24 protein-coding genes are annotated in these 24,311 nt (G+C 42.8%); 8 read left to right on the top strand and 16 right to left on the bottom strand.

Annotated elements, in window-relative coordinates; all coding sequences use genetic code 11:
• Positions 1-64 precede the first annotated feature (64 nt).
• Together Q0590_RS17590 and Q0590_RS17585 are read right to left on the bottom strand one after the other, a co-directional pair.
• The gene (locus tag Q0590_RS17590; RefSeq protein WP_302038895.1) at positions 65-1,528 is read right to left on the bottom strand and encodes a potassium/proton antiporter; all 1,464 of its coding nucleotides are present in this window, start codon (positions 1,526-1,528) and stop codon (positions 65-67) included.
• A 284-nt stretch (positions 1,529-1,812) separates the two neighbouring features.
• Positions 1,813-2,178, bottom strand: coding sequence for a hypothetical protein (locus Q0590_RS17585; protein ID WP_302038894.1), 366 nt, complete (start codon positions 2,176-2,178; stop codon positions 1,813-1,815).
• 404 nt (positions 2,179-2,582) lie between these two features.
• Between Q0590_RS17585 and Q0590_RS17580 the strand changes: the two genes are divergently transcribed.
• Positions 2,583-3,626 (top strand): fatty acid desaturase family protein, encoded by a 1,044-nt coding sequence (locus Q0590_RS17580; RefSeq protein WP_302038893.1) that lies wholly within the window; start codon positions 2,583-2,585, stop codon positions 3,624-3,626.
• 162 nt (positions 3,627-3,788) lie between these two features.
• Here the strand turns inward: Q0590_RS17580 and Q0590_RS17575 are convergent, their stop codons facing one another.
• On the bottom strand, positions 3,789-4,478 hold the full coding sequence (locus Q0590_RS17575; protein WP_378410456.1) for a DUF8692 domain-containing protein: 690 nt from the start codon (positions 4,476-4,478) through the stop codon (positions 3,789-3,791).
• 507 nt (positions 4,479-4,985) lie between these two features.
• Here Q0590_RS17575 and Q0590_RS17570 point away from each other — a divergent pair.
• Positions 4,986-6,017 (top strand): potassium channel family protein, encoded by a 1,032-nt coding sequence (locus Q0590_RS17570; protein WP_302038891.1) that lies wholly within the window; start codon positions 4,986-4,988, stop codon positions 6,015-6,017.
• 81 nt (positions 6,018-6,098) lie between these two features.
• Here the strand turns inward: Q0590_RS17570 and Q0590_RS17565 are convergent, their stop codons facing one another.
• The 5 genes from Q0590_RS17565 to Q0590_RS17545 form a co-directional block, all read right to left on the bottom strand.
• A complete protein-coding gene (locus Q0590_RS17565) occupies positions 6,099-6,494 on the bottom strand; it encodes a DoxX family protein (RefSeq protein ID WP_302038890.1) in 396 nt (131 codons plus the stop codon).
• Positions 6,495-6,702: 208 nt separating this feature from the next.
• Entirely contained in the window at positions 6,703-7,857 is a 1,155-nt protein-coding gene (locus tag Q0590_RS17560; RefSeq protein ID WP_302038889.1) for a YncE family protein, read from the bottom strand.
• A gap of 110 nt (positions 7,858-7,967) precedes the next feature.
• Positions 7,968-8,666 (bottom strand): MCP four helix bundle domain-containing protein, encoded by a 699-nt coding sequence (locus Q0590_RS17555; protein ID WP_302038888.1) that lies wholly within the window; start codon positions 8,664-8,666, stop codon positions 7,968-7,970.
• A gap of 62 nt (positions 8,667-8,728) precedes the next feature.
• Positions 8,729-9,139, bottom strand: a complete 411-nt coding sequence (locus tag Q0590_RS17550) for a GreA/GreB family elongation factor (RefSeq protein ID WP_302038887.1) — start codon at positions 9,137-9,139, stop codon at positions 8,729-8,731.
• A gap of 49 nt (positions 9,140-9,188) precedes the next feature.
• Complete coding sequence (locus tag Q0590_RS17545; protein ID WP_302038886.1) at positions 9,189-10,133, bottom strand: hypothetical protein; 945 nt, start codon at positions 10,131-10,133, stop codon at positions 9,189-9,191.
• Positions 10,134-10,243: 110 nt separating this feature from the next.
• On the opposite strand from Q0590_RS17545, the gene Q0590_RS17540 reads away from it, so the two are divergent.
• The 3 genes from Q0590_RS17540 (at position 10,244) to Q0590_RS17530 (ending at position 13,345) form a co-directional block, all read left to right on the top strand.
• Positions 10,244-10,588, top strand: a complete 345-nt coding sequence (locus Q0590_RS17540; RefSeq protein WP_302038885.1) for a hypothetical protein — start codon at positions 10,244-10,246, stop codon at positions 10,586-10,588.
• Between the two features lie 125 nt (positions 10,589-10,713).
• Entirely contained in the window at positions 10,714-12,726 is a 2,013-nt protein-coding gene (locus tag Q0590_RS17535; RefSeq protein ID WP_302038884.1) for a sensor histidine kinase, read from the top strand.
• Positions 12,692-13,345, top strand: a complete 654-nt coding sequence (locus tag Q0590_RS17530) for a response regulator (protein ID WP_302038883.1) — start codon at positions 12,692-12,694, stop codon at positions 13,343-13,345. Before Q0590_RS17535 ends, Q0590_RS17530 begins: the two co-directional genes overlap by 35 nt.
• A gap of 61 nt (positions 13,346-13,406) precedes the next feature.
• Here the strand turns inward: Q0590_RS17530 and Q0590_RS17525 are convergent, their stop codons facing one another.
• The 4 genes from Q0590_RS17525 to Q0590_RS17510 all read right to left on the bottom strand — a co-directional run bounded on the left by Q0590_RS17525 (position 13,407) and on the right by Q0590_RS17510 (position 17,628).
• Positions 13,407-14,540, bottom strand: coding sequence for a BamA/TamA family outer membrane protein (locus tag Q0590_RS17525; protein ID WP_302038882.1), 1,134 nt, complete (start codon positions 14,538-14,540; stop codon positions 13,407-13,409).
• A gap of 122 nt (positions 14,541-14,662) precedes the next feature.
• Positions 14,663-15,532: an ATP-grasp domain-containing protein gene (locus tag Q0590_RS17520; RefSeq protein WP_302038881.1), complete on the bottom strand. Its 870-nt coding sequence runs from the start codon at positions 15,530-15,532 to the stop codon at positions 14,663-14,665.
• A 15-nt stretch (positions 15,533-15,547) separates the two neighbouring features.
• Entirely contained in the window at positions 15,548-16,321 is a 774-nt protein-coding gene (locus Q0590_RS17515) for an SDR family oxidoreductase (RefSeq protein ID WP_302038880.1), read from the bottom strand.
• Positions 16,322-16,440: 119 nt separating this feature from the next.
• Positions 16,441-17,628: an NRAMP family divalent metal transporter gene (locus Q0590_RS17510; protein ID WP_302038879.1), complete on the bottom strand. Its 1,188-nt coding sequence runs from the start codon at positions 17,626-17,628 to the stop codon at positions 16,441-16,443.
• A gap of 46 nt (positions 17,629-17,674) precedes the next feature.
• On the opposite strand from Q0590_RS17510, the gene Q0590_RS17505 reads away from it, so the two are divergent.
• Positions 17,675-18,238: a dihydrofolate reductase family protein gene (locus tag Q0590_RS17505; RefSeq protein ID WP_302038878.1), complete on the top strand. Its 564-nt coding sequence runs from the start codon at positions 17,675-17,677 to the stop codon at positions 18,236-18,238.
• A gap of 54 nt (positions 18,239-18,292) precedes the next feature.
• Positions 18,293-18,622 (top strand): hypothetical protein, encoded by a 330-nt coding sequence (locus tag Q0590_RS17500; RefSeq protein ID WP_302038877.1) that lies wholly within the window; start codon positions 18,293-18,295, stop codon positions 18,620-18,622.
• A 220-nt stretch (positions 18,623-18,842) separates the two neighbouring features.
• On the opposite strand, the gene Q0590_RS17495 is transcribed toward Q0590_RS17500, so the two are convergent.
• The 4 genes from Q0590_RS17495 to Q0590_RS17480 form a co-directional block, all read right to left on the bottom strand.
• Positions 18,843-20,450: a PorP/SprF family type IX secretion system membrane protein gene (locus Q0590_RS17495; protein WP_302038876.1), complete on the bottom strand. Its 1,608-nt coding sequence runs from the start codon at positions 20,448-20,450 to the stop codon at positions 18,843-18,845.
• A gap of 42 nt (positions 20,451-20,492) precedes the next feature.
• Positions 20,493-22,358 carry an FG-GAP-like repeat-containing protein gene (locus Q0590_RS17490; RefSeq protein WP_302038875.1) on the bottom strand — a complete coding sequence of 622 codons (1,866 nt, stop codon included), beginning with the start codon at positions 22,356-22,358 and terminating at the stop codon, positions 20,493-20,495.
• 7 nt (positions 22,359-22,365) lie between these two features.
• Entirely contained in the window at positions 22,366-23,097 is a 732-nt protein-coding gene (locus Q0590_RS17485) for an energy transducer TonB (protein WP_302038874.1), read from the bottom strand.
• A 77-nt stretch (positions 23,098-23,174) separates the two neighbouring features.
• Positions 23,175-23,756 (bottom strand): RNA polymerase sigma factor, encoded by a 582-nt coding sequence (locus Q0590_RS17480; RefSeq protein WP_302038873.1) that lies wholly within the window; start codon positions 23,754-23,756, stop codon positions 23,175-23,177.
• 240 nt (positions 23,757-23,996) lie between these two features.
• Between Q0590_RS17480 and Q0590_RS17475 the strand changes: the two genes are divergently transcribed.
• Positions 23,997-24,182 (top strand): hypothetical protein, encoded by a 186-nt coding sequence (locus Q0590_RS17475; RefSeq protein ID WP_302038872.1) that lies wholly within the window; start codon positions 23,997-23,999, stop codon positions 24,180-24,182.
• Positions 24,183-24,311 lie beyond the last annotated feature (129 nt).

Here is a 24,311-nt window from a genome sequence, read left to right as displayed (position 1 = left end):
TAATTTTAATGATTAAAGCCCTAGGTATCTTAAATAGTATCGCTTACCTTTTTCTGTAGGTAATTTAGGCAATGTCGAGCACCTGGTGTACTTTGTCTATTTCCTGTTCATCAGCAGACATTATCAGCATAGTATCGCCTTGCTTAATCTCTGTAGCCCCATTAGGCGTAATATAGCTACCTCCCCGTTTGATCATCACAATCAACGAAGTTTTCGGAAAGTTTAGCCCCACAATAGTTTTGCCTACGGCTTTGCTATGCGAAGGAATTTGCACTTCGGTTAATGCATTTTTTTCGTTATCCGCTAATTCCAGCTCCAGAGCCGATTTTTTTCGAAGTTTTTCCGGTACACTCAAATGCAGCCAGTTGGCTACGATGCCTAATGTGGTACCTTGTAAAATAACGGAGGTAAGCACAATCAGGAAAACAATGTGAAACATGACATCGGCTTTTTCTACGCCTGCCAGCAAAGGATAGGTTGCAAATACTATGGGCACAGCCCCGCGTAAACCTACCCAGGAGATATACACTTTCTCCCGCACCGACATTCTGAAGAAAACAAGGCTGAGAAACACACTTAATGGCCTTGCCACAAAAATAAGGAACATAGAAATTAACAACCCTATGCCAAGGACTGGCACAATCTGCCTGGGAAATACCAGCAGGCCCAGCGTAATAAACAACAGAATTTGCATAAGCCAGGCAATACCATCGTAAAACCGGATCAAGCTTTTCTTATGAATAAAACTGTTATTTCCCATCACAATGCCTGCAATGTAAATAGCTAAAAATCCATTCCCATTCAGGAAATTTGTTCCGGCAAACGTTAGAACCGCCAGTGCTAGTGTTAGTACAGGATAAAGTCCATCATTTTCCAGTTTAATATGGTTGATAATCCATAAAGAAACTCTTCCCATCAAAAAACCGCCTACGCTGCCTACAATCATTTGTATAAAAAAAGAAGGAATCAGGGTTGCAATCGAACTGTCCTGGCTAATAAGTAATCCGGTCATTCCTACGGTAAGAAAATAGGCCATGGGGTCGTTACTGCCAGACTCAAATTCTAGTGTAGGCCGGAGATTACGTTTTAACCCAATATTTTTTGTGCGGAGGATAGAGAACACTGCTGCCGCATCGGTAGAGGAAACGATAGATCCTAATAATAAACCTTCCAGCAGCGTAAAATCTGATACCAGACTGACAAAAATACCAACGGCCAGGGCTGTTAATAATACACTCAAAGTTGATAAAGAGATGCCACGCCATAAAATAGGTTTTATACTTTCCCATTTGGTATCCAGACCACCTGAAAAAATAATTAAGGCTAGTGAAATAGCTCCCAACGATTCGGCTGCCTTATAATTATCAAAGTAGATTCCTCCAATGCCATCTGAACCGGCAAGCATACCCACACTAAGGAATAGCAACAACACCGGTAAGCCTGTTTTTCCCGAGGCTTTACTTGCCAGTATCCCGATAAACAGCAAAATGGAGCAGCCCAGTAATATTTCTTGAAAGGTAAAATTCATGAGTAAAGGTTGGTGGTTGAAAGTACAAGTAGTCTAATAAAATAACCAAAATTCTGATGAAATACACATAAAACCAGCTCAATTGCGTAACTGACCTACATACCTGTATAATTCTACACCAGCTTTGTTAACAAAGTAGCATCAATTACCGCTCAGTATTACTGGAATTACCGGCAAGTAGCAGACTAACTCCCTTAAACAAGTAAGCTGGCAAAGGTTAATAATAGTGCCCTTATAAGCACCGTTCATGCGTCCTGGAGAATTATCTTCTGCAGGCTGGCAACTCAAGGAGCATTTATGAGAATAAGGGTATAAAAAAGATTACGGACATGAACTGAATGAACCGGAAAAATAAGCTGAGCTGTTTTTAGCAACCGGCAGAATAGAAGGAAAATAAGCAGCAACAAACCAGTAGACTCCGGATTGCTGAAATGAAAAATACCAGCCTGAAACACGACTGCTTCCGGTTGAAGTAAATAGAGCAACGAGGAAAAATGGCTTTTTGCTTCTGACCTAGCAGATAAGGTACCAGAGATAACTGTGGCCGTTTTAACAGCATCAGCCGTAGCTGGTAATGCCTCTTTTTCTGCGGGGAAAATGAGCAGAATAAATGCCGGAAGAAATAACAGGCTAACTAGTCTTCTTAGCATATGGGTGCAAATATAGCTAATTTCCAGGTTTTCGTAGTATCTCTGTACAACTCTTCAGGCAGCAGCCGGTCTTTCAGGCTTGTGCCTGACTAATTCGTAGATTTCTGCTATGCATTCTATCCCTGGCTTACACAGTTGCAAACATACTTTCCTGCAACAAACAGTAAATTAGTTAGTGTTTTAAAAAATTTCCAGAAGGCGGTTGTAAATCTCAATAAATTAGACCTATCTTATGAAGTTCTAAGCAACGTCTGCCTGTAAAATTCGTTGTATTGAGTAGTGTGTTCAGATTCTCTCTCCTTCAAATGTGAGAATATCCCTGCAACTTTTCTCTATTGTTAGATTGCTGTATTAAATTCCTGGCAAGGAAAGTATTAAATCACTTGTAACCCTAAAGTAACCTGATGAAATTATTAGCTCAGATAAATGACCCCGTTTATCAAAAAAAAGAAAAGTATTCAGCCATGGATACGTTTTTTCTCCAGTTTATCCGCGATGAACGAGACCTTCCTTTCATGTATCTGATTGTTGAAATTAGTTGTACCCTGGTGCCCCTGGCAATTTTGTTGTACTTACCTGTGGCACATGGCTGGGTGTGGGGGTTACTGGCTGTAGGCTATTTTGTGTTGAATAATTTTTATTTTAAAGGACCTTTTGGCTTAATGCTGCATTGTACCTGCCACCGGAAGTTATTCAAGAACCAGTATGCCAAAGCCAATCATTTTCTTCCCTGGGTACTAAGCCCCTTTTTCGGGCAAACACCAGAAACCTATTTCAGCCACCATATAGGGATGCACCACCCGGAAAACAACCTGCCGGAAGATAAGAGCTGTACCATGTTTTATCAGAGAGACAGTTTTCGCAGTTTTCTCAAATACTTTACCAGTTTTCTCTTTACCGGAATTTTTCATCTGTCAGCCTATTTTCTGAGAAAGAACCGGAAAAAATTATTGATGAGCACCATTATGGGTGAGATGGCTTTTTTTATTTTATGTATTGCCCTTAGTTTTGTTAATTGGCAAGCTACCCTGGTGGTTTTTGTGTTGCCCTTTCTTATTTCCCGTTTTATCAGCATGCTTGGCAACTGGACACAACATGCCTTCATTGATGCTTCTGATCCGGGTAACCCCTACAAGAACAGCATTACTTGCATTAATGTAAAGTACAACAAAAAATGCTGGAACGATGGTTACCACATCAGCCATCATATAAAACCTAACATGCACTGGACGGAACACCCCGTGTATTTTCAACGCACCACAAATGAGTATGCAAAGAATCAGGCTATCGTTTTTGACGGAATAGACTTTCTGGGCATTTTCTACAACTTAATGTTAAAGCGCTACGATGTACTGGCAAGGAATGTGGTGAATATAAATAATAGCTATCCTTCCCAGGAGCAGGTAGTTCATTTGCTGAAAGAACGTACTAGGCGGATTTCTGGCTGATTTGTAGTAACCCGGTAGGGCTGCTTTACTCGTTTATCTAAAGTATTTAACTACCAGGGCGAATATTCGTTTGCTTGGGCATCCGTACGATAGGCTGCTCGCTGAAACAGATCGTAGCAAGTAGAGTTGCTGGTTCCCTCAAGCTAACTACCAGTAACCTGATTAAAGCGACAGATTACTTTGGGTTGTTAAGGAGGCGGCTCTTTCTTTATTCTGAGAAATACTAGCGCTTTTAATTGATTTCATACTATTGGTGGTAAAGTAAATAGCCCAGCTAACGATTCCCAAAAATTTAGATCCATCCTCAATTAAAAAGTGAAAAGGCAATGCATTCAAGATATCGGCTATAACAGAAATTCCAAACAAACCAAAAGCAAGCAACAGAAATAAGAAACGGGTTTTGAGGATGATTTTTCCAAAGTTGACCAGATAAGCAGCAATGAGTATAAAATAACTGGCTAGAATAGCTTTTTCAGGGATTTGCAGCACGTTAGGAAATAACTCCTCATGGAGCATAAACAGGTCATCCAGCAACAACATAGAAGTAATTAACCCGGAAACCAACCAGAAATTAGTTGTGATTTTTGAAGAACCCCAATTGCTTTTAATGGTATACGTAAGAAAACAGCAGGTTGCCGAAGCACACCAGATCAGGATTCCAATATTTGATAACAGCCCATACAGGGGATTGGAGTTTGTGATAGCTGCCGGATCCCGGGTAAAGTGGTTGAAAGGTATCTCAAGATGCATACTGAGCAAGGCCACAAATAGCAACAGTACAATGGCTGGTAAAAGCACTAAGCGTACCCATTTTTTCTGTCCCTTGCATTGATTAAGTAGAAGTTGATACATTAAAATACAAAATGCGTGATAAACGGTGAAACAAAGAAACAACTAGAGAGATATACCTTTGCAGACAAGCGTATGCAAAGCTGAATGTGATATGTAAATTATAAAGACCTGAAAATGAGGTAAATGCCACTAGGGTTTCTGCCTGTACTACTCAGTTGGCCAGTGGAGCATATAGTCAATAACGCAGTAAGTAACAATTTGTTAACATAAAATTCATTTATTGACCAATACCGGAAGATACATAGAAGTTACTACTGGATCGGATGCACTCGGAATGGGTGCTATTTTTTGTTCAAATCTAGCTTTAGGTATGCTTTGATTGGGGATAACATAACCTGTGTTTTGGAAAGATTATCGGGTACTTTACACCTTATAAGGCTCCAATACCTGCTTACTCTGTAACCTTTGGTAGTAACGTTCCGGCGAACTACTTAAGCTACCTGAAACAAATAGTGTAGGTATACCGATTTATTACTGAATAAGTTAATGTTACTTTCCTCCCTGCCTATGAACTACTTCTATCTGATCTCCGGCATACTACTGTATACTGGCACACTATGCGATTTGGCATTTACTACGTTTTCTTCCAGTGGAGCAGGGTACTTAACAGAAGGAATTACCAAAGGCATGTGGCGTGCTTCTTTACGATTATGTGGAGGAGATGGCTCTAAGAAAATGTTAGAGTATGTAGGCATATTCACCATCGGAACAATTGTATTCGTCTGGTTTCTCTGTATATGGGTAGGCAGTACACTTATTATTCTATCCGACCCCGCCTCCGTGATAGATTCAAGCACGTATGCCAAAGCAGGACCTATTGAAAAACTTTACTTCATAGGGTATACCCTAACTACCATGGGAAACGGCGATTTTAAGGCTTCCGGACACATATGGCAACTATTCAGTGTTTTCTTATCCTTCTCCGGATTTATGCTTATTACTACTGCCGTTACCTATATGTTACCTGTGCTCTCTGCCGACATACTTAAGAAAAAGATTAGCAAAAAAATATTCATCTTAGGCAGTACGCCCCAGGAATTACTCCTGAATACGTATGATAAAGGCAATTTCAACCAGCTGGAAAAATACCTGCCTGATTTAACAGATATTATTATTACCCACAGCCAGCAACTATTAGCTTATCCGGTTTTATATAGTTTTCATAGTGCCAACGTATATAAATCCGCGGCTATCAGCATTGCTGTGCTGGATGAAGCGTTAACTATATTACTCTTGCACATTCCGGAAGAAAACAGGCCCGGTAATCTGGCAATAATGCCCTTACGGAAGGCCATTATGGATTATCTAAAAATACTGGACCATAATTTTACAAAAAGTTCTGACACAGCTAAGGTATTGCCCACGCTTGGCATGCTGCAAGAAGCAGGTATTGGGCTTATAAAGGAAGAAGCGGATAGAAAGAAATTATATGACCAGTTCGCCAGAAGGAGAGAACTGATAAGTAAACTGTTACAAAATGAAGGATGGAAGTTTAAGCATATATACCTACCAAAATTCGATTCTGGGGAAAATGCCTGACTTTCCAGCATGGGTAATTCCCTATTTCTGCACCGAAAGCAATTGTTTCTGCAGAAGGAAATAAACCAAATATTAGCAAACTTATTGCAGGGTAGTTTTTCTTCTGCCATCCACACTCCAAATACCCGAACCAACTGAGGCAATATAAAGAAAAAGGAAGCAGTAAAGTACAGCCAGTTCTCCACCATTCAGGTTTGGAATAATTCCCTGCGGAACGTGTGCTATAAAAAACGCAGCGGCCATCTGGCCGCTGGCAATAAATGCGGCATAACTTGTCAGCAAACCTATAGCTATCAGCAAACCACCCACTAATTCTACAACGCCGGCAAAACCCATCATGGAGAACAGTTCTACCGGATCTTTTCCGCCTGGCTCCCCAAATAACTTCTGGCTGCCATGAATGGCAAACATGATCCCTGACACAATACGCAGAATAGCATAGAAATAAGCGGAGTATTTTCCTAGATAACGTTCCATAAAATATAAGTTATAGGGTTAGCGAAAAATGAACAGTAATAGTCAGACTGGTTAATGTTGAAAGAAAAGCTATAACCAATACTTACATTACGCAAGGATTGCTATAAAGTTTATCGAAGCATTACCTGTATACTACCCGGAACCAGAGAGTTTGTCAGAACCTTTCGTATGTAGGCTCCGGTAAGGTAAGTAGGTGGCGTATCCCTGGCTAATTCACCGCTACTTTTCTGGTAGCCCGGCCAATTCCAAATTGGTCACCTGCTTTTACAGCTTTGTGGTCAGCAAGGTGCACTTCTACCATCTTTTCGCTGGCTACATTGTTGTAAAACTCATCCTGCAAGACCAGTAAAGTTTTCCGGGTTTTTACCTCAATCACCTCTCCACTGGAAGGATATGCATACTGGCCATCCATACTAAACGTGATCCAGCCGGGCATATCCTGTAGCGGAAGGGTAGTCAGTTGTTGATAGGGTTTAACTGCACTGAATACATGCATACGCATGTTGTGGCCATCGGCTAGCCATATTTCTTTTTCATCGGGTGTAAGGCCAATGCCATGACTAGGATTACCGTGCCGCCTCACTGGGCCCATGTTCCAGCCTTCCACTACAATACGGGTTAGTACCTGGCCAGTCTTTAAATCTCCCACCTCAAATCCCAGTAAGCTATCCACGGTGGCAAAAACCAGCGTCTCGGCAATATTAATGGTGAACGGACGGATACCATTTCCGAAAGGTCCTACTTTTCTAACGATGCTATGTGTTTTAGGATCAGCTATGTGCAGGAGGGGAGAGGCTATGTCAGCTAAATATACTTCTTTTCCTGAAGGAGCATAAATGGTATTGTGGGCCCGTTTATACACGTCAATCTTTTTTATAATTTCGCCAGTTTCGCAGTCCACTACATTCCAGAAGTTTTTCTCCAGAGAAGGCAAGTACATAATTTTTCCATCCGGTGAAATAGACATGCGGTCGGCACCACCCTCATAGTGTTTCTCCCAGATTACTTTTTCAGTAGTAATATCTATTCGCTGAAGAGCTTCCAAAGTGCTTATATATATACTGTTGAGCGGCACACTGACAGCAACGCCTTTAACATTAGAGGGTTTGCCATTTTTACTGAGCCCTTGCGTTGGTATGCGCTTTACGAATTTATGTCCATTCGCTATATCAAAAACGAGGATGCCATGGCCGCCATAGCCCAGGTAGTTGCGAATACCGGGAACAGCCACATATAAATACCTGCCAGCTGCCGGAGCTTTTTTTTCAGCGGAAGAATTTTGTCCAAAAGAAGCAGGAGGGATGCTGATGGTGAGTAATACTTCCAGCCATAGGAATAGCAAAATAGCGGGTGTCGGTCTCATAGGTTAGGCAGAATAGGCTAGTCCTAAATATATAACATACGCAGGAATAGTAAAACGAACGAAGCCATTTTATCTGCCTTCGCTGCCGCTTTCCGAATATAGAGCTAAGATTAATTCAACCAGAATTTCTGTTTTTGAGGATGCAAACTGCTACCCACTCTCACCAGTAATAAAAAAATAATCATCTCAATAATGGCAAAAAGGATAATTACAAAGGCTATTTCTAAAAAAGATAGCTCTTGAATAAGACGGATACTTTGCTGGGAATCTTGTAGCAGGGCTTTGCCTACCCTTGGTTGCACCATAGAGAGTTGACGCAGGATATGCAGTACAGACTGGAACGAGCTCTCTTCCTGCTGGCTATACAAAACCAGTTGGGAGGCTTGCCTTGTTGAAGGAGAGAGCCCGAAAATCTGTTGCTGAAAAGTCCGGTGAGCTTTGTTTTTTAATTCATATGCCTGCAGAGCTTCTTTCTCCTCGGCTACCAAAACTGTTTTTCTAAACTCATGCATAATACTATCCATCTGCTGATAGTTGTAAACTACTTGCTCTTCTAGGGTGGCTTGCTTGAGTAAGGTATCTGCGTGAATATATTTATCCAGCAAAAAATGATTTTGATAATGCAGATCCATCATTTGGGTAATGGACCTGCCTGCTACCAGCCGGTCGTGGTAAATAGAATGTACCGACTTATCCACCTGACTTATCTGGCTTTTAGACGCCACAATCAGCGTAAGGATTAAAATAACCATTACTGGAAGTAAAAATACCAGCTTGTTTTTTTCTTTAAAAAATAATAGCCATTTCATAGGCAGTAAGGGATGAATAAGTTATTAACATAAACTCCGGCAAGCCGGAGTTTACAAATATGTCAGAGTTGATAATTTCCTGCTGCTTCCGGCTGGTAGAGCAAACTATCTACTTTAATAGATACAATGCCTTTGGGCAACTTTAAATGAATAACGTCTCCCTTCTTGCTGCCCAGCAAGGCCATAGCCAAAGGCGCCAGAATAGAAATCCTGTTCTGCTTGATATCTGCTTGTTCCGGATACACCAGGCGAAGTACCATAATGCGGTCAGTGCTCAGATATACAATACGGACCAAAGAGTTCATCGTAACCACATCCGGCGGAATCTCTGTGGACTCTACCACTGTAGCCTGATGCACATTTCGCAGCAACGCATTCGCCTGAGTAATATGCTCCTGGTTAGAAGTCTTTACCCGCTGTAAACTTTCTTTAAGCCGGATATAATCGAGTTTGGTTATAAGTACGTTTGTCATAGCAGTATAAAATTGATCGGTATATGGATATTTGTAACTGTTTGAAACATTAAAAGGCCAAAGCAGCCAGGTGATGCAAAGCTTTCTTATCTAGCTCATACCGGTCGCCAATGGTAAGTGAGCTGCGGCTGTTCAGCAGCGAATAGTTAATGGCGTTGTACACCAGCCACAACGTAGGCTCTGTTTTCAGTATCTTTTCTTCTTTCCGGAGCCTTTCCATCGCAATTTTAGCGAGTTGCTTAGGAATGCCGGTTTCTACAATCAGTTCCTGCACTTGCTTCGGCGGACTAACCTGCGTAAGCCGGCTATGCACCTGGGCAGTAACGGATGTATGCTGCGACAAAAAACTACTGATCACTTCTTTTAAGTATTGCTCAAACCAGGATAGGTCCAGTTTTTTGTGAGAAATCTTTTTATGCACTACGGATGTAGGATCTACCAGAGAATTATTGATTTTTGGCATTTGTCCTGATCCGAGCCATGACTGGTACTGTTCCAGGCTGCTAAAGTCGTCTGCCCAGCCCATTAAGCTGTTGGAACAGAGTTGCCTGTAAAAGCTTATTCTAGCTTTATTGGTCCGTTCATCTTTCAGCGTAGTGCCCTGAATGGTAAAGGGTGTTTTTCCTGTGTATGAGTTATTTAATATCAGCGTTTTATACACTTGTTCTTCTCCGATACGGACTGGTTGGGGCAAAATAATAGCAATACTGAACTCTCCCCGGTCCGAAAAGTGGATATCCAGTTTATAGTCAGAAATGCAGCTATCTACTACCTCGCGTAATAATGTATTGGGGATCAGGCTGTAGTCTTTTCCTTGTAAAGCAAATACCTGAAAACTGCCGGGCTCACCCTCACCCACCACAGCTGTTTGCCGGTCGGTAGCTAAAAGTTCATAGGAAGCAGGCAGTAATTGGGCCAGAGGTAAGGTATGCACCGGAAAGCAAATCTGGTCCCATTGACTGGCCCGTTCTAAAGAAGTACTTACAATTGTCATAGGTAAAAATGGTTTATTAAATATACAATTGTAAATTTGCAATTGCAAATTTTGAGTGAGTTTCTTTATCTTTAGACTAGTGCACGTCCTTCAGAAAGTCTATTGTAGTTATGCAATCCGTATGTTTAAAAGAGTTTGTTCAGTATTTTCCCTCTGTGCCCCAGGAGTATGCACAGAAACTTTATATGCAGCCATTTTATCCACAAAATATTCCAGCATTGTTCGAAGGGTGGGAGTACTATGCTTATTGTGGCTGCTACATCGATAGTTCTGAGGACCGGAATATTATCCGGTTCGGCGAATCAAGCTACACGATTAATGCAGAAAGCCTCCATCTTCCGGATGACCTGAATGATTTTATTAATGATTGCCGGCGGGCAGGCGTTAAATTGATTTGGAGTGAAGAAATGGCAGATGAACTTTGGTTCAGGTCTACGGCAACACATAAAAATTAGCCGTAGCTATACTTCGTTTTTTCGCCTTCTGAAATGAAAAATACCAACAATTAGGTATTTTTCTTGGCTGAGAAACTATGTAATTTACAACCTGTATCCAGGCCATTAAGCTGATAAGGGTTGACATGTATTTTCACTTCAGATATTGTATATGGAGTATTTGGCTGATCATTGGCCTTACACAAGCTTCAGCAGCCAAAAGTTTTTCTCGGCAAAATGTAGTATCTGTTGGAAATAATTTTATCAGCCGGGATCTTCTTCAAAACGTATGGGTCTATCAAACTGGGGATGCCTCGTTAACAGTACAGCAGTTGCTTGCACAGGCGGAACAGTATTCATTTCAAAAACCTGAATCCAGGGAAATACCCTATGAGTGGAGTGCCCGCAAACTTAATTGGGTGTATTTCACCATCCATAATGAATCTGATAAACTACAGCACCTGTTCATTGAGCAAGCGTATGTAAACTTTAATGAAATCCTGTTTTATGAGGTTAGCCAGGGGAAGATAATTCGGGAGAACAAAAGCGGCGACGATTACCCATTCCATACCAGGTTTGTAAACCACCGAAGTTTTTTGTATCCGGTAGAATTGCAGCCGCAGGAAACCCGCAGCTATTATTTCCGGCTAGATAACCGGGGCAGAGCCTCTGCCTTGTATTTTACCTTAGCTACGGAGCGGCATTTCTGGGAAAAAGATTATACAAAGCAACTGGCCCTGGGTATTTTTTTTGGCTTGCTCTTATTGCTTCTACTGCACAATGTATACTTGTATGCTATTTTCCGGGATAAAGCATTTCTCTGGTTTGCCTGTTACCTTTTCTCCTTGCTGATGCTGCTTTTTTCGCTAAGTGGTTTGGCCTTCCAGCTTTTATGGCCAGGGCTACCTTATGTAGGAGACAGAGCTCCCCATTTCTTTGTGTACCTGGTCATCTTTCTTACCTTCATTCTGACGGAAGGCATGATAAATAAAGATACTGTCCATCCTATCTATCTGCGGCTTATTACGGCATGTAAATATACTTCTCTGATACTCATTTTTGCTTGTTTTACAAATGGGCTGGTGAACCAGTTAACCGTGCGTATGATGTATCCGATGCTGCTGATCGGACATGGAAGTTTATTGGGGATGAACATTATTTATCTCTACAAACGCTACAGCTATGCCAGATTCTATACTGTTTCCTTATTATTGATGGTACTGGTGCTCGCCGTCTCCAGAGAACTCTACACCCCGGATTTTAAATATGCCAGCTACGTGCTCTTGCTATTTCTGACTTTTTATGTTTCAATTATTGATGTATCGCTGCTGGAGCGATTGAAGATCATTAAAGAAGAAAAAGAGAGAACGCAGCAGTTAGCTATTGAACGGCTCGAAAACTTGAATGAGCTTAAAGAAAATCTAAATATGGAACTTCAGCAACGGGTACAAGAGAAAACGCAGCAAATCATGCAGAAACAGCAGGAAGTGAACCAATACATTCTGATCGGGGAGGAGAGGGAACGGAAAAGAGTAGCCGAAGAACTGCATGATGGCCTGGGTGGGTTGCTGTCGGCCCTGAAGCTAAACGTAGAGCGGATAGATCACCAGGGTAAAAATTTTTCCAAACAGGAAAAAATGGCTTATCAGGACATGCTTGACCTGATAGACAAAGCCTGCCAGGAGGTTAGAAATATTTCGCATAATATGCTTCCGGTAGCCCTGGAGCATTTTGGGTTGGGGATTGTCCTGCAAAACATGGCCCGACAAATCAACCACAATGGCAAACTTTGGGTAGATGTAGAAGTGTATGGTTTTGAAGAAAGAATAGACCGTCATATAGAGTTACACCTCTACCGCATTGTGCTGGAACTGTTCAATAATATACTCAAGCATGCCGGGGCACATAAAGCAGTCATTCAATTGGTAAAAGAAAATGAGTACATCTCGCTGCTGGTAGAAGACGATGGAAAAGGATTTAGCCAGCCTGCGGGTAAAGAAAAAGGGATTGGGTTGATCAATGTAGAGTCCAGGGTAAAAATAGTAGGTGGTAACTTATCTATAGACACTTCGCCACAAAGCGGCACAACAATCATTATTACTATTCCATTTCATACGATGCCCAATGAGAACAACAATACATATATTCATAGCCGATGACCACCAGATGTTCGTGGACGGCCTTAAAAGATTGCTGCAAACCCGCAGGGAATTTCACATTGTTGGCGAAGCCTATGATGGGGCAAGCGCCTTACATTTTTTGCAGAATAACCAGGTAGACGTACTCATTCTGGATATTAATATGCCTGGCATGGACGGTATGGAAGTCACTAAGCAGGTGCATAGCCATTTCCCCGAGGTAAAAGTCCTGATCTTATCTATGTATACAGATGCTACCTTTGCTAAAACGCTGATGGAGCAGGGGGCAGCCGGCTATTTGATTAAGAATACCGGGAAGGAAGAATTATTTGAAGCAATCCATTGTGTGGTGAAGAATGGCCAGTACATCAGTAAAGAAGTAGCTATAAAATCTTCGTTGATAGCTGAAAACAAACCCGCCAGGGAAGACTTTGGGAAAACGTATAACCTGACCAGGCGGGAAGGCGAAATTTTAAAATTATTGGTTCAGGGAAAAACTTCCCCTGAAATTGCTGAATCTCTGTATTTAGCGACCTATACAGTAGATACACACCGCAAAAATCTGCTTAGAAAACTTAATGTAAAAAATACCGCCGGTCTGGTCAGGTTTGCTATTGTACATGACCTAATGAATGTTTAACCAACCTATATTTCAATGACTACGCTTGTTGCCAATATAATTTTAGATATGAAAAATTGCTTTAAAACGCCTCCCCGATAAATATATAAAAGCCGTTGCTCTCTTTACTGAATGCAAAATCCAGGCGGGTGAATACATCTTTTTTAGGGAACAGCAAAAAACGCAGACCACCCCCACCAGATACTTTTACACTCTGAAAACGGAATTCACCCAGGCCTGGTGCCACATTACCAGCGCCAACAAATAAGGTACCGCCAAAACGTTTGCTGAATGGAAAAGGTAGCCAGCGGTATTCTACCTGAGAAGCTATAAGGTTTTTGTCCCGGTAACGGCCCAGGTAGTAGCCCCGCATTACACTTTCGCCACCCAGCAAAGCCAGTTGATTAAAGGGAACATTTCCGTTATTGAACAAAGCAAATACCTGGGTAGCCAGCACTTGTTTACGGGCTATGGGATGAAAATACCGGGTGTCGAAGAAGAAATTAGTAAAGGTATAGTTACTGCCCAGAGCCCGGGTATAGCGTAAAAAGCCAGTTTCCGCAAAGAAGCCATGCCGTACATTCAACACGTTGTGCCGGTTATCGTACACCAGGCCCAGACCTATGCCCAAGTTCCTGGAACCTTCACTGCCTACCGGGTTTGGTTGATCCACAAACTCGGGATTTCTCTCAAACGAAACATTGGTTAGTTGCTGATAATCTACCTCCAGCCCAGCATAAAATGATCCTTTTACTTTTCGCAAAAAACGTTCGCGCAGCAAGATAGCATTAGCATCTACCACCGCCTGGTATTGGGAAGGCGTTTGCGGGCCAATGCCATAGTATAATAAAGGAAAACGTTGAAAGCGCAAGCGCCCCAATACAAACCATTTATTCTGGTGAGTGTACAAGGCATGGTCCAGCCATAAGCCATACTGCCGTTCTAAGGTAATGAATGTAAAAGCTGCAACTTCACTCAAGCGGTTGGTTGTATCTTTGCGGGCATAATATAAATACAGGGAGCTAACACCAATCTCTAAGCCTGTTTCAGGGGAATAAGCCAATGTAGGATAAGCAATAAACTGAGGCTGCCCTGGTTCGGTAGAGTCAGCCAGAAACCGGATAACCCGTTCTTTCGCCCACCGGAAGACTTGTGCCTGACCGGAAGTACTTATCAGGCAGCACAATAACGTAAGTGTACCCAGGAAGTTAGTCATTTAAAAGCAGGAGAGAAAGAAGCATAGGTATATAATCAAAATAGGGGTAGTATTTGTTTAAGCTGTTTGTGAATTTCCTGCCAAATAATTTCTGACATAACCAGTTTTTGCATGCAAACCCATTAGATAAACCTCTTTAGTGCCTGGTAGTACTTTTCATAACTGCCTGGGTAGGTGAACAAAAACAAAAACGGCTCTATTAATTCCAGTTCCATCAGCACGAAATGATTGTTGATGATCAACCCGTCTACTCTGGCATACAAACAGTTTTTGGTAAATGCCTCTACATAGGCTGATGCTTCTGAAAGGATGTGGGCTGGTGCCGGGTCTGGGTGAATGGTGCCTCCCAAATAATGCTGTACGCGGAAATCGCCGGTGCGGGCTTTTTTGAGCAGACTATGGCTAAACTGCCCGTTAAAGTAAATAAAAGACCATTCCCCTTCCTGCTGTATCTGCTCTAAAAAGGGTTGTACCATAAAGGCTTCCTGCTGAAGCAGGGAGGTTAGCTGGGGAGTAAGTTGGTCAATGTCTTCTCTGCCGATGGCAAAGGTGTGTTTAGATCCTCCACTCACACAGGGTTTTATTACAATTTTTGAGCTTTGAAAGGTTTCAAAATAATCGTTTAACGATGGTGACTGCCCTTTTTCCAGAAACAAGGTTGGGGTTACGCGCAAACCGCTGGCTTCGATAGTTGCCAGGTAGTGTTTATCAGCATTCCAGCGGACAACAGTGGCTGGGTTGAGTAAAGGAATATTTAAGTTTTCCATCTTATCCAGCCAGCTATAAAACTGCTCTATTTTATCAAAATAATCCCAGGGAGATTTTAAGATGGCCAAATCATACGCCTGCCAGTTAACGTGTGGGTCTGTCCATATTTCTGGCTGGATGTTTAGGCCTTTTTGTAATAAAAACTGGCGCAGCTGGTTGTCTTCATTTTCTACAGAAGAAGCATATCTTCCCTGATCATCGTAGGTTACTAAGGCTATTTGCATAAGGGCAAATTTATATTAAAATCCATATACTGTAAATCCCCCATCTACGGCAATACACTGGCCGGTAATGTAGGCTGCTGCAGGCATACACAAAAAGGCAACCGTGCCAGCTACATCTTCTGGTTGTCCGATTTTACGCATGGGTGTCCGTTGGAGGATATTTTCCAGATACGCTTTGTCTTGCAATACGGCTTGCGCCAGTGGGGTTTCAATATACCAGGGAGCCACCGCATTTACCCGGATTCCATCTGCTGCCCACTCACAGGCTAAGTTTCTGGTCAGCTGGTTCATGGCACCTTTCGTCATTCCATAAATAGAGCCGCTCCGCACATGCACAAGTCCGGAAACAGATGAAATATTAACAATACTACTTTGACCGGCGGCTTTCAGCAAGGGATAAAAAAGCTGGCATAAATGGAAGGCAGAAGTCAGGTTGGTTTGCATAAGCAAATGGTACTCGGCAGAGGAATATTCCGGAGTTTTTTTGCGGATATTGGTTCCTACATTATTTACCAGCACATCCAGTTTACCCCATTTGCTCTCAATAAAAGCCTTCAGTTTTTCCCGTTCATCAGCAGTACTTAAGTCAGCAGCAAAGCCTAGGGCTGGCAAGTTGTTTTGTTGCCATTCGGCTACCTGGTTATTTACCTCCGTTTCTTTTCTGGAAACGATACATACCTGGGCACCTAAAGCCAGTAACTCTTCTGCAATGGCTTTGCCTATGCCCCGGGTTCCTCCGGTTATGAGGGTATATTTGCCTTGCAAACTCCATCTTGTTGTATGGTTCATCGTGTATACTAATTTAGCTATGGTTGGAATAATTGCTTGTTTACGGGTTTGTCTGTGTAAAGATATAGCAGGCACTGGCACAACAGTGACAAAGCGTTCAATTTACCATTGTCAGTTGATTAGTTGAATAATTGAGGTAACTGCTGAATAAGCGTATAACTACCCATCCAGGCCATTAGCAGTACCACCAGAATTCCAAAAACGGTAAGCCAGACCGGATGCTTGTAGCTGCCCATAATACGTTTAGTATTGGCAGCAAGTAATATGCTCCCCAAGGTAACAGGTAATATAAGCCCATTCAAGGCGCCGGCTAAAATCAGCAGTTGTACCGGCCTGCCCACCCACACATAAATAATGGTGGATAAAGCAATAAAGCCAATAATAACCCAGTTTTCATATAGTTGAACAGGTTTGCTGAAGGATTTAATAAAGGAAACAGACGTATACGCCGAACCGATAACCGATGTAATAGCTGCAGAGAGCATAACCACTCCAAAAAGTTTATAACCTACCGTGCCGGCAGCCTGAGAGAAAACGGAAGCGGGCGGATTGGCCGCATCCAGAGGCAACCCTTTGCTTACTACACCCAGGGCCGCCAGAAACAAAAAAATCCGGATCAGCGAGGCAACGCTTATTCCGGAAATAGCACTTTGGGTTACTTGCGGCAGTACCGCTTTGCCCGTTAGCCCGGCATCCAGCAAACGGTGTCCGCCAGAAAAGGTAATATACCCGCCAACCGTACCACCCACCAGCGTTACAATAGATATGGCATCTATTCTGTCCGGAACGAATGTTTTTGTAAGCGCTTCGCTAAAAGGTGGCTCAGATGCAAAGGCTACATATATAATCAGGCAGATAATTAGCAGGCCCATGAACTGTACAAAACGGTCCATTAATTTGCCGGCTTCCTTCACTAGAAAGATGGCAATAGATATTCCGGCGGCTATCAATGCACCCCAGTGGGCCGGAATTCCCAGGAGTACGTCAAACCCAAGCCCGGCTCCTCCAATGTTGCCAATATTGAAAGCCAGTCCACCCAATACAATCAGCAGAGAAATGCCCGTACCTAATCCTGGAAATACCTGATTGGCAATATCCTGTGCCCGTTGGCCGGATACAACCATAATTCGCCAGACGTTTAATTGCACCCCAATATCCAGAAGCACTGAGGTAAGAATAACAAAGCCAAAACTAGCTCCCAGCGATTGTGTAAAAACAACGGTCTGCGTTAAGAATCCAGGGCCTACCGCGGAAGTGGCCATCAAAAAAGCAGCGCCTAAGAATGTACGCCGGTTGCTATGGTTCATAAAGTATTCTATAGTATTTTTAGCAGGAAGTAGTTTCTGTTTCAATATGAGAAAAATTATCTTAGACTTAGCCGTTTCGCTCGACGGATTTATTGAAGGAGCCAATGGAGAGATTGACTGGTGTGTTTTTGATGACGAAGTAGCAGCAGAGCTGAATACATTTATTCAAGGAATAGATGCTGTATTGTATGGCCGGGTCAGCTATGAACTATTTGGCCATTATCAACCCGGAGCCGACAGGCCGGAGGCAGAAAGGGACTTTTATGGCAAAGTAAATACACTTACTAAGTATGTGTTTTCCAGCACACTTGAAAAGGTAGCGGGCTCAGCTATCTTAATTAAAGATTCTATTTCTGAAAGAGTGCAGGAAATAAAGCAACAGGCAGGCAAGGATATCTGGCTTTTTGGGGGCGGCGGATTGATTACTACCTTTGTTAACCTGAATCTGATTGATGAGTACCGGATTGGGGTACATCCGGTGGTGTTAGGTGCGGGTATTCCTTTATTTAAAAATATACAGCAACGGGTTAATCTGCGGTTAATCCGGACAAAACACTTTAGATCCGGACTGGCCGGATTGTATTATCAACCCGTACGGAATCAGATTTAAGTAAGTATCACTCATCCCTCTTTTGTTTAATAAATTATCAGGTAATAGTAACACATGAAGAAAATACTAGGAATACTGCTTTGGCTAGGGTTTGCTCAAGCAGGATTTGCTCAAAGTAAAACCATTGAGTATTATATTCATTTAACCGCCTGGGCCCCTAATAGTGGCTATTTACTGGGAAGGCCTGATCTGGAAATGCCTGCCCTGCGTAGTCCGTTAGATAGTTTAGTTAATCCAGCCCGCATAAAAGAAGTGCTTAAAGGAGGCAATATTTTAGATGCCTTGAACTACTTTACCCAGCAGGGGTGGCAATTAGTAAGTACTACCACGCTGCCATATGGCTCAAAGGGAGATATTGAAACGAAAGTGTACTATTTATATTAAAGAAACAGATTGTGGTAGGGGAGAAATAACAATGGCTTCTTAAAGAAGAAATCTGCACCTCAAACTGGTATAGGAGCAATATCCCTGCATCAGGCATAACTTCATGAAACAGCAGCGGTTTGCAAGTATGTTTGAAGCAGTGTTGCAAGTAATCAATACGTAACCATTAACAGAATTCATTTTATGTTAATGGTTAGTTTGCATGTTTCAGAAAATACATTTATTCCTGGTATAGAGTAAATTCTACCCGCCGGTTCAGTGCCCGTTGCTGGTCATTTATGTTGGGTACTAGAGGCTGTGATTCACCTTTTCCGTTAATGGTAAAACGGCTGCGGTTTATGCCTTTTTCTGCCAGATAATCTGCCACCCGTTGTGCCCGTCGTAAGGACAAAGATTGATTGTACGAAGCACTGCCCGTATCATCGGTATGTCCTATAATTAATAGCCGGTAATCCGGGCTTTGCTGCAAGGATATTGCCAGCTGATCCAGGTAAGGATAACTGCTTTCGTCCAGGTCTTCACTATTGAATTTAAACTGAATTGCGTTGTCTTCTTTTAGAAAACTCAGGTATCCATTCAGTTCCGGACCTTTTTGCTGAGTTGTATCTTTCTTAGCCGTTACCGGAGGATCTGTAGCCGGATTGGTACTAAGTGTATCAGCAGGTGTAGGTACTTTGGGCGGTGCCTGACTCTCTATCGGTTGTTTGGTTTTAGGCAGCTGGCTAGCAGGTGTTGTTTTCTTAGCCGCTACCGGCGATTTTGTAATTTTCTTTTTGGGTGTTTTTTTAGACTTCCGCTTTTTCTTTTTCTTCCTTTTATCCCCAGCTTTCACAGGCATTTTCAGAGCAAGCAGAATTTCAGTAGCACTCCGGTAAGTATTGGTGGTAGATTGGTTTAATGGCAGATCATAACTGAATCCCAGAATATAGCTGGGTTGTACAAATTGCACGCCTAGGTTTGCGGCTTGTCCGATTACATAATGCGCGGAAACATCCAGGTGGCTGGTGCGGTCGTCGGCCAGGTAATAACTTGCCAATGCACCCAGGTTGAGGTAAGTAGTGCCTGCACTAAGGGAATAAAGTAATTCTGGCGTAAGGCTAAGCGAGTTTTGATCCAGGATGCGGTACCCGGCATGGGCAAGTAACGAAGCTGGCACCTTGCTCTGTAAAATAAACGATTCCTGTGGCCGATTGGCATCATATAAAGTTAGTCCTGCGTAGGCTTTCCGTTGATCATATGCATCAGATGCATACCAATATAAACCAGTACTCAGAGAAAAATAATGACTCCGGTAGGCATCAAAATTTTCACCTAAATCGGCATCCGGGGCATACCCTCGGCCCGATACATACTGGCTGCCTGTAGTAAACCCTTCTGTTGAAATTCCTTTTAAAGCATAATTTGCCTGTACGCCCAGCACCAATCTCTGGTTGGCCTGTAAGGCTACATTATAAGCCCCGTTAAGCCCAATACTTTGAAACGTAAATAAGCCACCTGCCCCTGTCCGGTCATCTAATACGGAAAGGCCAACTCCGCCGTATTGCCTGCCGCTTCCCCGTTGCAAGAGCGGATAGGACGCGGTAAGCATAGAGGTTCTGAATTGCACGTCGGTGCTGGTAGACTGCTGCCGGTAATGAAAAAGAGCCTGTGCTTCTTTTTGTGCACCCACCAGTGCCGGATTTAGCCGTAAAGGGGTATAATGGTATTGTGTAAAATGAAAGTACTGTGCAAAGGAAGGAAGGGTAATCAGGCAGAGAAGTATACTTAAACTACCTACCCGGAGTAACCTGAAAAAACTAACTGAAGGCGGGCTCTTTTGTATAGTCATAAAGGCAATAAGAGTAGCTTGAAAAAATAGGACATATGCGGCTTACCGGATCAGGTTGATAGCCCCGCTTTGCTTGCTGTTGAATTGTACCTGCGTACCATCGGCATAGCTGCCACTCAACGACCAGAAATAGGTGCCATTAGGAACAGGGCGGCCATTGTTAGTACCATCCCACCCATTATTTGTTGCCGTACGTATGTCGCGTGTCTCAAAAAGCAGGGCGCCAGATCTGTCATAAATTCTCAGATGCAATTCTGCAAATCCTTCACCATATACTTTAAATTCATCGTTTTTTCCGTCACTGTTGGGCGAAAACAGCGTTGGTATAAAAACCTCTTTTCGGGCAACAGGTTCAGGATCAGGCTCTGTTACAACACCATCTGGCTTTACTGTAAACTTGCCTCCCCGGCAAATGCCTTTCTTTCCTCTGGTTTCGAATGCATTGTCTATAGATTGAATTCCCCACTCATAGGTGCCTTCTGGTAAATCATACACTGTGAAGGTGGTCAACTGGCCCTGGCTGCCGTGGGTTACCACATTCCGCCGTTTATCTGTGCCACTTATCTCCAAGGTTTTTGTGTACAATCTGGAATCTTCACTCCAGATGTATACTTCATAGGTTAGTACAGGAGCAGCAGTAAAATCATCTGCTGAGGCCGACCAGGTAAAAATTGTCTGGTTTTCTACTTTATTCACCTGCGGGTTGGTGGGAGCCATCGGGCCAAGATTTTTCTTGGCTGCCAGATTAAACAGGTAATGAATTTGCGGGTTGGTTCCTGCATTTCCTGTTTGCAATATTTCTAAATTACCATCACTGGTTAAATCTACGAGACTAAAATGAGGCGTAGTTAGATTACCGAGAGCTGCTGGTAGTTCATAAGCCTTACCATCTCCTCCATTGCGGAGCAATTGGGCTACCGGGTTTCCATTAGCTTCTATTCCGGCAAGCAGAATATCAGTTAGCCCATCGTTGGTTAGTTCAGCCAGGTGTACAGAGCTTTGATAAATCCCTGGCATAGGAAAACCTGCCGGTGTGAAAGTCTCCCCATCTTGCAGATACAGTTGAGTAACTGGGGTGTCAGAGGCATTCAGTCCGCTTAGGAGTAAGTCTGTTTTTCCATCTGCATTAAAATCACCGGCAGCGGCACTGCCCTTATATAAGGCTTCTATCGACTGAGAGAGTAATTCAAATTGAAAATTGCCTGAATTTCTGTATAAAGCACTAAACGGGTTTCCCGAAGCTGATAATCCACTGATGAACAAGTCGGGGCGGGAATCATTATCTAGCTGTAAATCCAGTAGAACTCCATCAGACATGCCAGGTAAATTGTGGGTCTGTAACACAAAACCACTTGGCGTATACCGGAAAATCTGAGTTAGCGGTTGGTCTTGTGCTGTTAAACCATTCAGTATAATATCTTTCCATCCATCATTATCTAAGTCAACCCACCTGACTTGTCCCTTGCGTAATCCTGGCAGCGGGGTGGAAACTTCCTCAAAAACCCCTCTGCTTTTATTAGCGAAAAGTTTAGTTACCGGAGTTCCATTGTCGGTGATGCCGGAAATAAGCAGGTCTATCAGATTGTCGTGGTTGTAATCATGTACAGCTGTAGTAACTTCGGTAAGGGAAACCAATTCATTGCCAAAAGGAATGAAGCGCCGGGTAGCACTATCGGCTAGTTGATAAGCCTGAACGAAGCCTTTTCCATCAACCGTTTTTCCGGTCAGCAAAACCTCCAGTTTACTGCTGGTTGTATCAAAATTTGCCCAAACTGATTTTGCCTGGCTAAGGGCAGGTAAGCCAGTAGTAGAAAGCCTGGAAAATGCCTGTCCGGATACATGAACAGAAAATACTAAACCAGCCAGGAGCACGATTAAGCAAGCAAGCAAAAGTCTTGAACGGTACATAGGCTTCTTATTTTTGGGAAGTGATCAGTTGAAAAGTTAAGGGAACTGTTTGTCGGGTAGTAATAGGTTTCCCGTTAAGCAACGCAGGTATCCAGCCTGGCATCTCTGTGACAAGCCGGAGTGCTTCTTCGTCTAATGCCGGATGAACGCTTTTTATAACTTGTAAATCTTGTGGTTTCCCTTCTGCATTAATAGCAAATCCGATAATAACTGTTCCGGTTATACTATCTTCTCTGGCTTGCCGGGGATACCGGAGCGATTGCTGAAAATAATCAAACAGCTGGTAATAGCCACCGGTAGGGGAGGCAGCTACAAAAGAACCTTCAGCCTCTTTCTGCTGTAAGGTTGCCTCTTTTTTTTCTGCAATCTTCTTGGTGGCTGTTGGGTTTACTACATCTTTCTTTATAGGTGCTGTTGTAACCGGCGTTCGGGCAGGTCCGGGAGAAAGTGTATCCGTTGACGGGGTGCTGGTAGCGGCAGCCGTTTTTTGCCCGGGCAATTGAGGTTTAGAGCTAGGCTGCACGGCGGCTGGAGACAAGCTACTAACTGGCTTCTGCTGTGGCGTGTCAGGCAGATAATACACCAGGCTGGCAATTATGATACTTACCGTTGCTGTGCCATACGCAAGTTTCCGGTAAAGCATCTTCTTCCACAAAACTTGTTTGTGCTGGCGTAGCAGTTTATCAAACGATTGATAGCTGCGTATCTCATCATCTGGCACCGGATCCTGGTTTTGCATAATTTTGTATCTCATACTTGTGGCGTTCTTTATCCATTTATTTTCCGCGCATTACGGAGCTTTAGCCTCTGGCAGGCTTAGTTGTTTAGCTTACGCATGGCCTCCCGTATTTTCTCCAGCAGGCGGAAAGCACGTACTTTGGCCGTGTTTTCGCTTATCTCCAGTATATAGGCTATCTCTTTGAAAGATTTGTTTTCATAGAAGCGCAGTTCTATCAGTTGTACTTCTGCCAGAGAAAGCTGCTCTATTACCTGAGATAGCTGCTTTTGTAAGTTTTCCAGCGTGGCTTCTTCTGTTTCTTCCCGCAGCCTGCTGAGCATATAGTCATCAATAACCACCTGGCGGATGCGTTGATTTTTTCTGAAAAACTGCATTACTTCATTAATCGCAATCCGGTAAAGCCAGGCAGAAAAGGGCAACCCCTGGTGCTGATAGCCCGGCAAATGAAGCAGAGCTTTTAGAAATACTTGTGAAGCCAAATCGGCGGAGGTGTTTTTGTCATCTACTTTCCGGTGGATAAACAGAAACATCATTTTAAAGTAGCGTTCATATAGCACGCGGAAGCGTTCAGGGTCACGTTTGGCCTCTTCAATTTCCTGATATTCGTTATCAGAAACTGTATCGGAAACCTTCGGCTGATATGTCGGAAATTTTAACACGTATGGCTGTTAGTGAATTGCAGAACCATAATGCAGCAAGCAAGAGAAAGTTACAAGCAATCAATAAAAATATTTTCAGGAAAGCCTAGAAAAAGTAATAGCAACCGCGGAGTACCACCTGTATAATGGGTTAGCTAATTTTTTATCGGGGAATAGTTTGCAAAACGGTTATTTTATATCTTGTATCTAGTATTTCTTTACCACTAAAAAGGTGAATATCTGTTCAAACAAACTGCTGCCATGCGAAACTTCTTTAACTTACTCATGCCTTTTCTTTTTATCCTGCTGTTGCCGTACCGTATATGGGAAAATGTTCATCAGTCTTACCCGGATCAGGGTAAAATTTTTGTGCAGTCCATTCTGTTTGTAACAGCAGTGATTGTTTTTGTTTACCGGATAAAAAATCAGAAAACAACGGCTGAATAATTATACAGATATAGAAACAACCTGACTTATTTTCAAAATAGGTTGTTTCTATGAGGCTGTTTAAACTTATTAACTTAACGTGAACTATGGATTAGCCGGTGCAACATTAGGCAGCCATAGGGTAGTGCT

The organism is Rhodocytophaga aerolata, assembly GCF_030503435.1.
GTDB lineage: Bacteria > Bacteroidota > Bacteroidia > Cytophagales > 172606-1 > Rhodocytophaga > Rhodocytophaga aerolata.
Note: the sequence above shows the minus strand (reverse complement) of the source record. Positions and strands in the feature narration are given on the sequence as shown.

Coding starts and splice junctions, on each gene's coding strand:
- Q0590_RS17510 (WP_302038879.1), bottom strand. CDS start 17,628: ATGAACCATAGCAACCGGCGTACATTCTTAGGCGCTGCTTTTTTGATG.
- Q0590_RS17555 (WP_302038888.1), bottom strand. CDS start 8,666: ATGAAATGGCTATTATTTTTTAAAGAAAAAAACAAGCTGGTATTTTTA.
- Q0590_RS17535 (WP_302038884.1), top strand. CDS start 10,714: ATGTATTTTCACTTCAGATATTGTATATGGAGTATTTGGCTGATCATT.
- Q0590_RS17540 (WP_302038885.1), top strand. CDS start 10,244: ATGCAATCCGTATGTTTAAAAGAGTTTGTTCAGTATTTTCCCTCTGTG.
- Q0590_RS17515 (WP_302038880.1), bottom strand. CDS start 16,321: ATGAACCATACAACAAGATGGAGTTTGCAAGGCAAATATACCCTCATA.
- Q0590_RS17560 (WP_302038889.1), bottom strand. CDS start 7,857: ATGAGACCGACACCCGCTATTTTGCTATTCCTATGGCTGGAAGTATTA.
- Q0590_RS17570 (WP_302038891.1), top strand. CDS start 4,986: ATGAACTACTTCTATCTGATCTCCGGCATACTACTGTATACTGGCACA.
- Q0590_RS17575 (WP_378410456.1), bottom strand. CDS start 4,478: ATGTATCAACTTCTACTTAATCAATGCAAGGGACAGAAAAAATGGGTA.
- Q0590_RS17530 (WP_302038883.1), top strand. CDS start 12,692: ATGAGAACAACAATACATATATTCATAGCCGATGACCACCAGATGTTC.
- Q0590_RS17495 (WP_302038876.1), bottom strand. CDS start 20,450: ATGACTATACAAAAGAGCCCGCCTTCAGTTAGTTTTTTCAGGTTACTC.
- Q0590_RS17500 (WP_302038877.1), top strand. CDS start 18,293: ATGAAGAAAATACTAGGAATACTGCTTTGGCTAGGGTTTGCTCAAGCA.
- Q0590_RS17550 (WP_302038887.1), bottom strand. CDS start 9,139: ATGACAAACGTACTTATAACCAAACTCGATTATATCCGGCTTAAAGAA.
- Q0590_RS17590 (WP_302038895.1), bottom strand. CDS start 1,528: ATGAATTTTACCTTTCAAGAAATATTACTGGGCTGCTCCATTTTGCTG.
- Q0590_RS17520 (WP_302038881.1), bottom strand. CDS start 15,532: ATGCAAATAGCCTTAGTAACCTACGATGATCAGGGAAGATATGCTTCT.
- Q0590_RS17505 (WP_302038878.1), top strand. CDS start 17,675: ATGAGAAAAATTATCTTAGACTTAGCCGTTTCGCTCGACGGATTTATT.
- Q0590_RS17545 (WP_302038886.1), bottom strand. CDS start 10,133: ATGACAATTGTAAGTACTTCTTTAGAACGGGCCAGTCAATGGGACCAG.
- Q0590_RS17525 (WP_302038882.1), bottom strand. CDS start 14,540: ATGACTAACTTCCTGGGTACACTTACGTTATTGTGCTGCCTGATAAGT.
- Q0590_RS17490 (WP_302038875.1), bottom strand. CDS start 22,358: ATGTACCGTTCAAGACTTTTGCTTGCTTGCTTAATCGTGCTCCTGGCT.
- Q0590_RS17585 (WP_302038894.1), bottom strand. CDS start 2,178: ATGCTAAGAAGACTAGTTAGCCTGTTATTTCTTCCGGCATTTATTCTG.
- Q0590_RS17485 (WP_302038874.1), bottom strand. CDS start 23,097: ATGCAAAACCAGGATCCGGTGCCAGATGATGAGATACGCAGCTATCAA.
- Q0590_RS17475 (WP_302038872.1), top strand. CDS start 23,997: ATGCGAAACTTCTTTAACTTACTCATGCCTTTTCTTTTTATCCTGCTG.
- Q0590_RS17565 (WP_302038890.1), bottom strand. CDS start 6,494: ATGGAACGTTATCTAGGAAAATACTCCGCTTATTTCTATGCTATTCTG.
- Q0590_RS17580 (WP_302038893.1), top strand. CDS start 2,583: ATGAAATTATTAGCTCAGATAAATGACCCCGTTTATCAAAAAAAAGAA.